Below are 12,770 nucleotides of genomic sequence, written 5' to 3' on the forward strand. Positions count from 1 at the left end.
CGGACCCACGCTGTCCGTCATTTCGTTTCAGGCGTAGCCACGGCCGCCGGCCGGCGTCCCGGGCGGGCAGGTGCTCAGGTGGTGCACCCGCAGCCGGCCAGCACCCCGGCCGCCCGGTCCAGCCCGTCCCGTGCCGGACCCAGCCCGCCGTCGAATCCGTGGCCGAAGAAGGCGAAGACCAGGACCCGCCCGTCGGCGGTGACGACGGTCCCGCCCAGGGTGGCGATCCCGGTCAGCGTGCCGGTCTTGGCGCGGATCTGCCCGCGGGTCGCCTTCGAGGTCAACCGGTCCTCCAACGTCCCGGTGGCCCCGGAGATCGGCAACAGGTAGGACACGTCGCGCAGATCCGGGTCCGTGGACCTCGCGGCGGCACGGATGATGTCGGTGAGCTGGTGGGGGCTCAACCGGTTGCGGTCCGACAGGCCCGAGGCATCGGAAAGGGACAGGCCCTCCACCTCCACGCCCAAGGATTCGGCGGTGGCCCGCAATGTGTCGGTGGCCCCGCCGAAGGTGGCCGCCCGGCCGGCCGCGATGGCCGCGAGCCGGCCCATGGTCTCGGCGACGTAGTTATCCGACTCCTTGCCCATGAAGGCCAGCTGTTCCAGCACCGACGCCGAACGGACCTGCGCCAATTCGGTGGCCCCGGTTCCTGCTTCGCCGCGGACGACCTTCTTGCCGATGCTCAGCTTCGGGGGGCCGGCGGCCGCCGGGGAGGCGCTGGCGGGGTCCTTCTTCTGCTGCGCATCGGCCTTCTTCTGTTCGGCGGCCACCGCCTTGGACAGTGCGGTGCGGAACGTGGTGGCGGCCGTCATCGCCGGATCCGGCACCCGCGCACTCTTGGCCCCGCCGTCCTGGCGGGCCCCGTACATGGCCAGCGGCTGGACCGCGGAGATGTTCGAGGTGGTCATCAACGATTCGTCCCAGACCGGGTTCAGCGCCGCCCCCGTGAACAGGGTGTCATCCACCACGACGTCCAGTTCGGTCTTCTTCCCGGGGGCGATCTTCCCGGAGGAGAACAATGCCGTCGCGGTCTGCCGGGCCAGGGTCGCCAATCCGGCACGGCTGACGGTGGCGTCGGGCTCGGAGCGGCCGGCCCCCAGCAGCACGTCCCCACCCCCGACGAGCACCACCGTGTCATCGGCGCCCAGGACCGCCGTCGTGGGCAGGGTCGTTTCCCCGCCCAACTGTTTCAGGGCGGTGACGGCGGTGAGGATCTTCAGGTTCGACGCCGGGGCGCTGGTCTTGTCTCCCTTGCGGCTGTAGAGGACCTTGCCGGTGGACAGATCGGTGACCTCCGCGGTGAAGCTGCCTCCCGAGGTCTTCTTGAACGCGGCATCCAGCGATTTCTTAAGCACCGCGGCCTCGGGGCGTTCCGCGTCCCCGTCCAGGGGGGCCAGGGCGGTTGCCGTGGCCGGGGCCACGCTGGGCACCGCCGCGGAGGGTTCGGCCGGCGGTTCGGTCGGCGCCGTGGACGAGTTCGGGATCGACGGCAGGTCCACCGCCGAGGCGAGACCGGGGAAGGCGGGCAGCAGGTTCAGCACCAGCACCCCGGCCAGGACTCCCATGACCACGACCAGCAGCAAGGAGGTCAGCGTCCGCAGGGAGCGTTTCATCGGCTTCTTCCTCGAGTAGTGGTTGCCCTTCGCCGCCCTATACTCTGGAGGCAGCAGCTTTAAGCCTAGACGGCGCGCGGCCGTTTCCTGCGTCCGGCCCGCCCCACCGCATGAAAGTCGAGGACCCCATGAACCATGACGTCACCGTCGAGATCCCCACCGGATCCCGCGTCAAGTACGAGATCGACCACGAAACGCACCGTTTGCGGTTGGATCGCGTGCTGTTCACCCCCATGCAATACCCGACCCACTACGGCTACTTCGAGGACACCCTCGGCGAAGACGGCGACCCGCTGGACGCACTGATCTGGATGCCGGGCATCGACCTGGTCCCCGGCGTGCTGGTGGAATCGCGTCCCATCGGCGTCTTCAACATGACCGACGACGGCGGCGGGGACGCCAAGCTGATCTGCGTCCCGGCGGATAAGCGCTACGACCACATCCGCGAACTCGAGGATGTGGACCAGTGGCTGATCCGGGAGATCGAGCACTTCTTCCTGCACTATAAGGACCTGGAACCGGGCAAGTGGGTCAAGGCCGAGGGCTGGGAGGGCCGCGCCGCGGCCGAAGCCGAACTCACCCGTTCCATCGAACGGTTCGCCACCACCGGCCACTAGCAGCCCCTCCGCTGGACCAGCGTGGATCCGGTCGACGGCACGACCGCCGAATCAACCGTCAACGGTTGATCGTCGGGCAGACTGGTGCCATGTTCGTCCTCACCATCAATCAACGCGATTCACGCGAGGTCGGAGACCGGGTCGAGGAGCTGATCGCCTCGCTCGCGCCGATCCCGACGCTGGTGCCCTTCCAACGCTCCTTCGGCGACGAGGCCATCGGCGTCCTGACCACCCCGGAGCACGCCCTCGAGGCGGCGTTGACCGCCTTGCGGCAACACCGGTGGCATGTGGGCATCGGCGTGGGCCCGGTGCAGGCACCGTTTCCCGAGTTGATCGCCGACGCCGAGGGCTTCGGCCTGGTCTATGCCCGGCGAGCCGTGAACCGGGCCCAGAAGACCGGTGAGCGCATTCCCCTGGCCGTCGCCGGCCCCGACTCCGAGGTGGCCTCCGAAGCGGAGGCGGTGGCCCGGCTGGTCGGTCGGATCGTCGCTACCAGGACCGAAGCCGAATGGTCCGTCCTGGATCTGATGATCCCCGGGGTCCGCGGCCAGCAGAAGGCGATCGCCACGGAACTGGGGATCACCGCCCAAGCGGTCTCCAAGGCGGTGGTCCGGTCGAACTGGAACGAGGAGTGGGCCTGCCGTCCGGCGGTGGCCCGGCTGCTGTCGCTCGTGGCGGGGCCCGACCGGCTGCCGGCGGCCACCTACCCCTATGATCCCGGCAGGGAACCGGACCGACCCGCCGCAGGGGCCTAGAGGAGGCTACGCAGCACGTTCGCCAGGCCGTCCTCGTCGACGGTCGTGGTGACCTCGTCGGCGGCCGCCTTGACCTCGTCGGGGGCCTGGCCCATGGCCACTCCCCGTCCGGCCCACCCGAGCATCTCGATGTCGTTGCGCCCGTCCCCGACGGCCACGGTGTGCTGGACCTCGAAACCGAGTTCGCCCCGTAGCGCCTCGATGGCGCTGGCCTTGGTGATGCCTTCGGCGGCGATGTCCAGCCAGGCCGTCCACCCCACGGAGTAGGCGACCCCCTGCAGGCCGATCGTCTGGACGGCTTCGACGAAGTCCTCGGAGGAATCGTCGCTGGAGAAGACGACCAGACGCACCGCGGTGGCTTCCATCATCTGTTCGAACGTCACCGCCTTCGCCCGGACCCCGAAGCTGGCGTCCTGGAAGCGTTCGGTGGCCAGGAAGTCCCCCTGGTCGCTTTCGAGGGCGTACTTGGCGGTCGGCAGGGCGTTCCGCAGCGCCCGCAGGGCCGGCGCCGGGTCGAAGGTCCTGCGGTCGATCACTTCGTAGCCCGGGGACACGGAGGTGTCGATCCGCACGGTGAGGCCGCCGTTGCTGCAGACGGCGTAGCCGGAGGTGATGCCCAGCAGCTGGACGATGGGCAAGGTGGCCCCCAGCGAGCGTCCGGTGGAGACGATCACCTCGTGTCCTGCCGCCACGATGTCGCGGGCGGCTTCCTTCACGGTGTCGGACATGTGCCCGTAGTGGTCCACGAGGGTGCCGTCGACGTCCAGGCACACCATCTTCGGTTGGGTGGTTATTACCCGGTCTTCGATGCCGGTATTCGTAATCATGGTCATGACTCTAGCCAATCATCACCGGCGATGGTTGGATAGGGCCCCATCCGCGGTGTCGGGTGAACATCCGGTGACGATCAGGGAACCTGCGCTCGACGCACCGGTGCCCCCGCCGCGGGGCGGGGGCACCGGTGGCCGGCTGCGCTGCGGGTCAGAGGACCGGCAGGACTTCCATTCCGCCCAGGTAGGGGCGAAGTGCCGCCGGGACGGTGACCGAACCGTCGGCGTTCTGGTGGTGCTCCAGGATCGCCACGATCCACCGGGTGGTGGCCAGGGTGCCGTTCAGCGTGGCCACCGATCGGGTCTTGCCCGGCTTTCCGTCGGCATCGGTGGTGCGCTCACGGATGTTCAGGCGGCGGGCCTGGAACGTGGTGCAGTTCGAGGTGGAGGTCAGCTCACGGTAGTCCTCCTGCGTGGGGACCCAGGCCTCGCAATCGAATTTACGCGCCGCGCTCATGCCCAGATCGCCCGCCGCGGTATCGATGACCCGGTAGGGAAGTTCGACCTTGGCCAGCATCTCCTCCTCCCAGGCCAGCAGCCGCTGGTGTTCGGCGGCCGCCTCCTCGATGGGGCAGTAGATGAACATCTCCAGCTTGTTGAACTGGTGCACCCGGATGATCCCGCGCGTGTCCTTGCCCGCGGAACCGGCTTCACGCCGATAGCAGGTGGACCAGCCGGCGTAGCGGGACGGCCCGGCGGAGAGGTCCAGGATCTCGTCGGCGTGGTAGCCGGCGAGCGCGACCTCCGAGGTGCCGGTCAGGTACAGGTCGTCTCGTTCGAGCCGGTAGATCTCGTCGTCGTGCTCGACGTCGAAGCCGGTGCCTTGCATGGTTTCGGGGCGGACGAGCGTGGGGGTGATCATCGGGATGAAGCCCTGGGCGATGGCCTGGTCCAGCGCCATGTTCATCAGCGCGATCTCCAGCCGGGCCCCGACGCCCTTGAGGAAGTAGAAGCGCGAACCGGAGACCTTGGCCCCCCGTTCCATGTCGATGGCCCCCAGCAGTTCACCCAGCTCCAGGTGGTCGCGCGGGGCGAATCCCTCGGGGCCGAAATCGCGGGGGGTCCCGACGGTCTTGATGACACTGAAATCATCCTCCCCGCCGGCCGGGGCACCCTCCTGGATGAGGTTGGGTACCGACCGCTGCAGGGCCAGCAGCTCCTGGGCCGCGGCGTCGGCGGTCGCCTGTTCTGCTTTGACTCGAGCCGCCAGCTCCTTGACCTCGGCCAGCAGCGCGGTCTTCTCCTCGCCCTTCGCCGCAGCGACCTTCTTCCCGAACGCGTTCTGCTCGGCGCGTAGGTTCTCGAAACTGGTGATCGCGGTGCGGCGGGACGAATCCGCCGCAATGATCCGGTCCACCACTGATTCGTCGGCCCCGCGGAATCGCTGGGAGGCACGGAAGGCTACGGGGTTCTCTACGAGCTCTTTAACATCGATCACCACTACAGGTTACCGAATCCCCGCTATCGTATGGAGCATCATGCCCATCGAGTATCTTTCCCTCCTCCTCGTCATCGTCGCCCTGCTCATCGCCGCGGCCAGCCTGGTCGCCGTGGGCCGGCTCCGGGTCAAGGTCCGGGGCATCGCCTCCACCCCGGTGGTTTCCGAGGCCCTGGCCCTCACCGCCCGCAGCGCCCTGGTGATCAACCCGACCAAGAACAACGCCGATTCGGTCCGGTCGGCCCTCATGCTGGCCTGGGCTTCCACCGGCATGGACGAGCCCCTGGTCCTGGAGACCACTGCGGAGGACCCGGGGTACGGCATGGCCCGGCAGGCCCTGGACGCCGGATGCGATGTGGTCATCGTGGCCGGCGGCGACGGGACCGTCCGGGCGGTCGCCGAGGTGCTGGCCGGAACCGGGGCCTCCCTGGCGATCCTGCCGTTGGGCACCGGGAACCTGTTGGCCCGCAACCTCGGTTTCGATGTCGAGGACATCGGCTCCTGCGTCCACACCGCCCTGCAGGGGCGGACCCGCGGCATCGACGCCGCCCGGATGGAGCTGGAACGGGCGGACGGCACCATCGACACCCATGTCTTCCTGGTCATGGCCGGGGTCGGGACCGACGCCGAGATGATGGCCGACACCCGGGCCGACCTGAAGGCGATGGTCGGCCCGCTGGCCTATGCCGAAGCCGGAATGCGCCATCTGCCGGGCAAACGGCGTCCGGTGACGATCACCCTGGACGACGAGGAACCCATCCACCGGGAGATCCGTTCGCTGATCTTCGCCAACGTCGGCAAGCTGCAGGCGGGACTGGACTTCGTCCCGGATGCCAAGATCGACGACGGGGTCCTGGACCTGGTGGTCATGAGCCCGCGTTCGGCCATGGGCTGGGCGTGGATCGCGGCGAAGACGGCCTTGCGGCACCGCCGGGCGATCCCGGTCATCGAATATTTCCAGGCCCGGCGGATCCACATCGCCTCGCTGGAGGAAATCGGGTCGCAGCTCGACGGGGACACCACCGGGATGATCACCGCCGTGACCGTGACAAACCTGCCGATGGCCTTGAAGGTCAGGGTCCCGACCGTCTGATCCCGGCGGATCGGACCTATTGCGGGGGGGCCAGCAGTTTCCCCACCCAGGCATGCGCCTGCGTGAAGGCCTCATCGGTGTTGTGCCGGGCCGGGGTCGGTGCGGGTCCGCTGACACCGTTGGCGTTGGCGTAGGAGCCGAGGAAGCGGATCTGCGGGCTGATCCGGTGCAGGCCCGCCAAGGCGTCCGCCACCCGGGCCTCGGAAAGGTGGCCTTCGACGTCGATGGAGAAGAAGTAGGACCCCAGCCCCTCCCCCGTGGGACGGGATTCGATGCGGCTCAAGTTGACCCCGCGGGCGGCGAATTGGCCGAGGATCTCCATCAGGGCCCCCGGATGGTCCTCGGGCAGCGGGATGACCACCGTCGTCTTGTCGTTGCCGCTGGGCTCCGGGACCGGCCCGGGCCGGGTGACCAGCACGAACCGGGTGACGGCGCCGGTGTTGTCCTCGACGCCGCGGTGCATCAATTTCAGGTCGTTCTGTTCCAGCACCAGCGGCGAGCAGATCGCCGCGTCGTACCGGCAGTCCGGATCAAGCAGCCCCAACGCCCCGGCCGCCGTGGAGGAGGCCGGCACGAATTCGGCGTCGGGCAGATGCTCCTGGACCCAGCCACGGCATTGGGCGATGGCGTGCCCATGCGTGGACACGGTGTGGATCTGATCCAGCGAGGTGATGCCTTCCCGGGCGACCAGATCGAAGCTGATGGGCACCAGGACCTCGCGCACGATCTGCAGGGCGCCCCCGCCGGCGATGGCATCCAGGGTCGCCGAGACGCCTCCTTCGACGGAGTTCTCGATGGGCACCATGGCAGCATCTGAGGCCCCGTCCCTGACGCGTTGCAGGGCCAGGTTCACACTCGTGGAGGAGACCCGCCGCCCGTCCCGGACCCCGGGGACCTGCAGGAGCGCCTGCTCGGTGAAGGTCCCCGCAGGGCCCAGGTAGGTGTAGTTCATCGGACGGTGGGATCCTGGCCGTTCTCGCTCTTCATCGGCAGACCCGCCTCGAGCCAGGCACCACTGCCGCCGGCGATGTTCAGGGCCGAATACCCCTGCCCGACGAGCCACCCGGCAATCTGGGCCGAACGCCCCCCGGTGCGGCAGATGACATAGGTGTCCTCGTCCGGATCCAGTTCCTCCAGGCGCTGCGGGATCTCACCCATGGGGATGTGCACGGCCCCCGCCGCGTGGCCCTCCGCCCATTCGTAGTCTTCACGGACGTCCAGGACCTTGGCCCCGGCCGGAACGCCGGCGACTTCCACGGTTTCGAACTCGCTCATCGTTAATCCTTTCAACGGTTTCCTGCGTCGATCCCCAGCCTATAGTGGGGAGGGACCGCCACCCCGAATCATGAAGGGCTGATATGGATCCGAATGCCGGAATGACGGCACTTGACGGCGTGGGATGGACGGTGACGGTCCTGCTCGGTGCCCTCTTCCTGATCCTCCAGGCGTGGATCGTCGCGGGGGTCTCCCGCAGGGTCCTGGGGGTCCCCGTGGGCTGGCCCCGCTCCATTGCGGTGGGCCTGCTCATGTCCGTGGGCCTCAGTTTCGTGGTGCGCTACCTTTTCCGGGCGGCCTACGTCCCCGACGACACCCAGTTGCAGGTCTCTCCCGTGGTCGCCCTGATGTTCGCCGCGCTGGCCCTGATCTGGATCTTCGCCCTGGGCGTCGCCCTGCTGATGGTCCTGGAAATCACCTTTCCCACCGGGACCCTGCCCTCCCCCATCCGCTTGTTCACCGGGTGGAGGACCCGCAGGTCGCAGAGCGCCCGCTATGTCCAGGTGATGCGGATCGCCGTGCGGCATGGCTTGCTCGCCCAGGCCCGCGGCCTGAACCGCCGTCACGCCGATGCCCGGCAGGAACAGACCGCACGCTCGCTGCGCGAGGCGTTGAATGAGGCCGGGGTGACGTTCGTCAAGCTCGGGCAAATGCTCTCCACCCGGCGCGACCTGCTCTCCGAGCCCTATATCCGAGAACTGTCCCATCTGCAGACCCAAGCCACCCCCGAGCCCTGGCCGGTGGTGGAAGCCGCGATGGCCCGGAGCCTGGGCCGTTCACCCGAGGAGGCTTTCGCCACGATCGAGCACGAACCCCTGGCCTCCGCGTCCGTCGCGCAGGTCCACCGGGCGACCCTGCACGACGGGACCGCGGTGGTCATCAAGGTCCAGCGCCCTTCCGCACTCGTGCAGGTCGAACGCGACCGCGCCATCGTGGTGCAGATCGCCGACTGGCTGGGCCGCTCGGCCCCGTGGGCCCGCCGCTTGGGCGTGGCCTCCCTGGCCCGGGGCTTCTCCGAATCGTTGAGCGAGGAATTGAACTACCGCATCGAGGCGGAGAACATGTTGGCCATCGAGACCTCCTTGCGGGGCTTCCGGATCACCGTCCCCCGGGTGCACACCGAATTCAGCGGCCCCCGGCTGCTGGTGATGGATGAGCTCGACGGACACCCGGTGGGCTCGGCCGAGGCGACCTTGGCCACGATGGAACCCGGACGGCGCCGGGCCCTGGCCGAGGAGCTGCTCAACGCCACCCTGCATCAGATCTCCGGCGACGGTGTCTTCCACGCCGACCTGCACCCGGGAAACATCTTCATCACCGGCGACGGCGGACTCGCCCTGCTGGACTTCGGGGCAGTGGGGCGGTTGGACCCGGCCAGCCAACAGTCCTTGAACCTGCTGCTGTTCGCCATCGACAAGAACGACAACCAGTTGGCCACCGATGCCCTGCTGGGGCTGCTGGACCGGCCCGAGGATTTCGACGAACGCGGTTTCGAACGCGCACTGGGCCAGCTGCTGGTGCGGTACCGCCACGGGTTCGGCGGCCAGGGCGGCTCGGAGATGTTCACCGCGTTGTTCTCGCTGATCGTCCGCAACGGCTTCTCCGTGCCCACCCAGGTCGCGGCGGCACTGCGGGCGTTGGGGGCCTTGGAGGGGACCCTGATGCTGATCGAACCCGGTCTGAACGTGGTCGCCGCCGCGCGGGAAGCCGGCCGGAAGATCATCGGCTCCCATTTCAGTCCCGGATCCTTGCGCGATCAGCTCGAGATCCAGGCCATGTCCTTGCTGCCGACGCTGCGCGAGTGGCCCCGGCGGCTCAATAAGATCACCGAGGACGTCGAAGAGGGGCGTTTGTCGGTGAACGTGCGCGTGCTCGCCCACCCGGCCGACCGCGGGTTCCTGAACCGGCTGGTCCAACAGGTGGTCGTGGCCCTGCTGGCCGGCGCCGCGACCCTGGCGGCGATCGTCCTGATCACCACCGAATCCGGGCCCTTCCTGACCGAAAGCATCAGGATGCACGCGTTCTTCGGCTACATCCTGCTGTTCATGGGCTTCATCCTGGCCCTGCGCTCGGTGGTGCTGGTCTTCCAGCGCGACCGAGACGACGAATACGACTCCCGGAAGGCGAACCGATGACCCACCCCGATGCTCCAGGCACCGAACTGCACGATCTCACCGCCGTCGAACTGGGCCGTCTGCTCACCAGCGGGGAACTCTCGGCCCGGCAGGCGGCCGAACACTTCCTGTCCCGGATCGAGGAGGCCAATCCCCGGCTGGGCAGTTTCATCACCATCACCGCCGAGCAGGCGCTGGACGCCGCCGATGCCGCCGATGCCGAGGGCGTGCGGGCCCGCGGCGAAGGCCGGGCCCTCCCGCCTTTGCACGGGATGCCGGTGGCCTATAAGGACCTCTGGGACGTGGAGGGCACCCCCACGACCTTCGGCAGCGCGGCGGTGCCCTCATCCCCCGCGACCCAGGACAGTCCGCTGGTCGCCCGGCTGCGCACCGACGGGGCACTGTCCCTGGGCAAGACGCAAATCCCCGAATTCGGCTTGAATTGCTATTCGGAGAACCTCATCGCCGCCCCGGCCCGCAACCCGCTGGATCCGACCCGCTCCGCCGGCGGGTCCTCGGGGGGCAGTGCCGCCGCCGTCGCCGCGCGGCTGCTGCCATTCGCCCCGGGGAACGACGGCGGGGGTTCGGTCCGCATCCCGGCATCGGCCTGCGGGCTCATCGGACTGAAACCGGGGCTGGGCACCATCGCCTCCGATCTGGCCAACGGCCGGGTCGACCGGTTCGGGGCACCACGGTTCGTGGTGTCCGGCCCGCTGGCCCGCAGCGCCGAGGACGCCGGACTACTCATGGATTCGCTGACCGGGTCCACCGGCTACCGCGAGGCCGCCCGGCGCGCCGAACCGGCCCACGGGCGGGCCCTGCGGATCGGGGTGAGCCGCTCCTCGCCCTTCGACCGCCGCTACGAGGTCGCACTGGATCCCGAAGCCGAGACGGCCTTCCAGGCGGGGATCTCGAAGCTCGAGGCCGCCGGGCACCGGGTCGAGGAGGCGGACATCCGCTACGACAACCGCTTCCCCGAGGCCTTCCAAGCCATCTGGACCGCCGGACTGGCCGAATCAGACCTCCCCGAGGCCGCGGCCCCGGTACTGACCGAACTCACCCGCACCTTCCGCGCCCGGGCGATCGGACGCAGTGATGCGGATAAATACGCCGCAGCGGCCATCCTGGTCCGGATCGCCGAGGACTGCCGGGCCCAATGGGGGCACTACGACGCCGTCCTGACCCCGGCCATGGCCCTGACCCCGCGGCCGATCGGATGGTTCACCACCCACGACGCCGACCTCGATTACGAGCTGCAGTGCCGCTACACCCCCTACACGTCGATCGTGAACGTCGCCGGGGTCCCGGCCCTGACGGTCCCCACCTCCCGGACGGCCTCGGGACTCTCGATGGGCGTCCAGCTGATCGGCGCGCACGGGTCGGAGGCCGACCTGCTGGCCCTCGGGGCCCGGATCATGACCACGTGATCAAACCGTGACCTGGTTCACATAACTAGGCGTTTCAGCCCACACAGGCGCAAAATATTGAAAATGACCACTCAATCTCCGCAGGAAACGGCCGAAAAGACCTTCTTCGGCCACCCACGGATGCTGTTCAACCTCTTCAGCGTCGAAATGTGGGAACGCTTCTCGTTCTACGGGATGCAAGGCATCCTGGCCTACTACATGTATTTCGAGGTCTCCAAGGGCGGCTTGGGACTGGATCAGGGGCTGTCCCTGAGCCTGGTCGGCGCCTACGGCGGCACCGTCTACCTCAGCACCATCTTCGGGGCCTGGATCGCCGACCGACTCCTGGGCTCCGAGAAGGTGCTGTTCTACACCGGCATCATGATCATGCTCGGGCACATCGCCCTGGCGGCCCTGCCCGGCGTCGTCGGGTTGACCATCGGCCTGCTGCTGGTGGCCCTGGGTTCGGGTGGGCTGAAGGCCACCGCCAGTTCGCTGGTCGGTTCGCTGTACACGGAGAAGGACCCCCGCCGCGATGCCGGCTTCTCGATCTTCTACATGGGTGTGAACATCGGCGCCCTGGTCGGGCCACTGCTCACCGGGTTGCTGCAGACCCGCCTGGGCTTCCACTACGGCTTCGGTCTCGCCGCCATCGGCATGGCACTGGGCCTGGCCATCTACGCCTTCGGCCGCAAGAACCTGCCCGAGGAAACCCACCATGTGACCGACCCGCTGCCGCCCAAGCAGCGCCTGCGCTACGGGATCGGCGCCGTCATCGGACTGGCGGTCATCATCGTCCTGCTGACCACCGGCCTGGTGCATGCGGACAACCTGGCCACCATGATCGCCATCATCGTCGTGGCAGCGAGCATCATCTACTTCGTGGTGATCCTGTCCTCGAAGAACGTCAATGAGATCGAACGGCGCCGGGTGACCGCGTTCATCCCGCTCTACATCGCCTCGGCGGCCTTCTGGGCCCTGTTCCAGCAGCAGTTCACCTTCATTGCCGTCTATTCCGAGGAACGGCTTGACCGCAACCTCTTCGGTTGGACCATGCCTCCGAGCTGGACGCAGTCGATCAACCCGGTCTTCATCATCGTCTTCGCCGCGGTCTTCGCCGGAATCTGGACGAAGATGGGTGACAAGCAACCCTCGACGGCGTTGAAGTTCAGTGGCGCGCTGATCATCATGGGCATAGCGTTCCTGGTCTTCATCCCCCTGAACTCGTTGGAGAAGACCCCCCTGCTCGCCCTGGCCGGGATCCTCTTCCTGTTCACCATGGCCGAACTGCTGCTCAGCCCCATCGGACTGTCGGTGGCCACCAAGCTGGCACCGGTCGTGTTCACCACCCAGATGGTGGCCCTGTTCTACCTCTCGGTCTCCCTGGGCACCACCCTGGCGGGCATCCTGGCCGGCTTCTACACCAAGGGCAACGAGATTCCGTACTTCCTGACCCTCGGAGTCACCGCCATCGTGCTGGGCGTGGCCCTGATGCTCGCGGTCAAGCCGATCAAGAAGCTGATGTCCGGCGTGAAGTAGCCGACGCACACCCCGGCCGGCGGCCCCACCGCCTTGGCCCCGAGCCCCGGCCCCGGATTCATTTCCGCGGGCCGGGGCTTTTCCGTGGTT

Annotated in this window: 11 protein-coding genes; 6 read left to right on the top strand and 5 right to left on the bottom strand. The window is 68.1% G+C overall.

Annotation, left to right across the window (positions count from 1 at the left end):
• Nucleotides 1–74: 74 nt before the first annotated feature.
• The gene (gene dacB / locus ACT3S6_RS12310) at nt 75–1,613 is read right to left on the bottom strand and encodes a D-alanyl-D-alanine carboxypeptidase/D-alanyl-D-alanine endopeptidase (RefSeq protein ID WP_444555193.1); all 1,539 of its coding nucleotides are present in this window, start codon (nt 1,611–1,613) and stop codon (nt 75–77) included.
• Between the two features lie 128 nt (nt 1,614–1,741).
• Between dacB and ACT3S6_RS12315 the strand changes: the two genes are divergently transcribed.
• Nucleotides 1,742–2,230 (top strand): inorganic diphosphatase, encoded by a 489-nt coding sequence (locus tag ACT3S6_RS12315; protein ID WP_444555194.1) that lies wholly within the window; start codon nt 1,742–1,744, stop codon nt 2,228–2,230.
• Between the two features lie 89 nt (nt 2,231–2,319).
• Nucleotides 2,320–2,985 carry a hypothetical protein gene (locus ACT3S6_RS12320; RefSeq protein ID WP_444555195.1) on the top strand — a complete coding sequence of 222 codons (666 nt, stop codon included), beginning with the start codon at nt 2,320–2,322 and terminating at the stop codon, nt 2,983–2,985.
• Here the strand turns inward: ACT3S6_RS12320 and ACT3S6_RS12325 are convergent.
• Together ACT3S6_RS12325 and serS are read right to left on the bottom strand one after the other, a co-directional pair.
• Nucleotides 2,982–3,818: an HAD family hydrolase gene (locus ACT3S6_RS12325; RefSeq protein WP_444555196.1), complete on the bottom strand. Its 837-nt coding sequence runs from the start codon at nt 3,816–3,818 to the stop codon at nt 2,982–2,984. The genes ACT3S6_RS12320 and ACT3S6_RS12325 overlap by 4 nt on opposite strands.
• Before the next feature lie 148 nt (nt 3,819–3,966).
• Complete coding sequence (gene serS, locus ACT3S6_RS12330; protein ID WP_444555197.1) at nt 3,967–5,253, bottom strand: serine--tRNA ligase; 1,287 nt, start codon at nt 5,251–5,253, stop codon at nt 3,967–3,969.
• 40 nt (nt 5,254–5,293) lie between these two features.
• Between serS and ACT3S6_RS12335 the strand changes: the two genes are divergently transcribed.
• Nucleotides 5,294–6,346: a diacylglycerol/lipid kinase family protein gene (locus tag ACT3S6_RS12335; protein ID WP_444555198.1), complete on the top strand. Its 1,053-nt coding sequence runs from the start codon at nt 5,294–5,296 to the stop codon at nt 6,344–6,346.
• A 16-nt stretch (nt 6,347–6,362) separates the two neighbouring features.
• Here the strand turns inward: ACT3S6_RS12335 and pheA are convergent, their stop codons facing one another.
• Complete coding sequence (gene pheA / locus ACT3S6_RS12340; protein WP_444555199.1) at nt 6,363–7,298, bottom strand: prephenate dehydratase; 936 nt, start codon at nt 7,296–7,298, stop codon at nt 6,363–6,365.
• A complete protein-coding gene (locus ACT3S6_RS12345) occupies nt 7,295–7,621 on the bottom strand; it encodes a rhodanese-like domain-containing protein (RefSeq protein WP_444555200.1) in 327 nt (108 codons plus the stop codon). The genes pheA and ACT3S6_RS12345 overlap by 4 nt, the downstream gene beginning before the upstream one ends.
• A 101-nt stretch (nt 7,622–7,722) precedes the next feature.
• Here ACT3S6_RS12345 and ACT3S6_RS12350 point away from each other — a divergent pair, with 101 nt between their 5' ends.
• The 3 genes from ACT3S6_RS12350 to ACT3S6_RS12360 all read left to right on the top strand — a co-directional run bounded on the left by ACT3S6_RS12350 (nt 7,723) and on the right by ACT3S6_RS12360 (nt 12,680).
• Nucleotides 7,723–9,756 carry an ABC1 kinase family protein gene (locus tag ACT3S6_RS12350; protein WP_444555201.1) on the top strand — a complete coding sequence of 678 codons (2,034 nt, stop codon included), beginning with the start codon at nt 7,723–7,725 and terminating at the stop codon, nt 9,754–9,756.
• Nucleotides 9,753–11,162 (top strand): amidase, encoded by a 1,410-nt coding sequence (locus ACT3S6_RS12355; protein ID WP_444555202.1) that lies wholly within the window; start codon nt 9,753–9,755, stop codon nt 11,160–11,162. Before ACT3S6_RS12350 ends, ACT3S6_RS12355 begins: the two co-directional genes overlap by 4 nt.
• 63 nt (nt 11,163–11,225) lie before the next feature.
• Nucleotides 11,226–12,680: a peptide MFS transporter gene (locus ACT3S6_RS12360; protein WP_444555203.1), complete on the top strand. Its 1,455-nt coding sequence runs from the start codon at nt 11,226–11,228 to the stop codon at nt 12,678–12,680.
• Nucleotides 12,681–12,770: the final 90 nt, after the last annotated feature.

Source organism: Arthrobacter sp. AOP36-C1-22, from assembly GCF_052377515.1.
Lineage (GTDB): Bacteria > Actinomycetota > Actinomycetes > Actinomycetales > Micrococcaceae > Arthrobacter_H.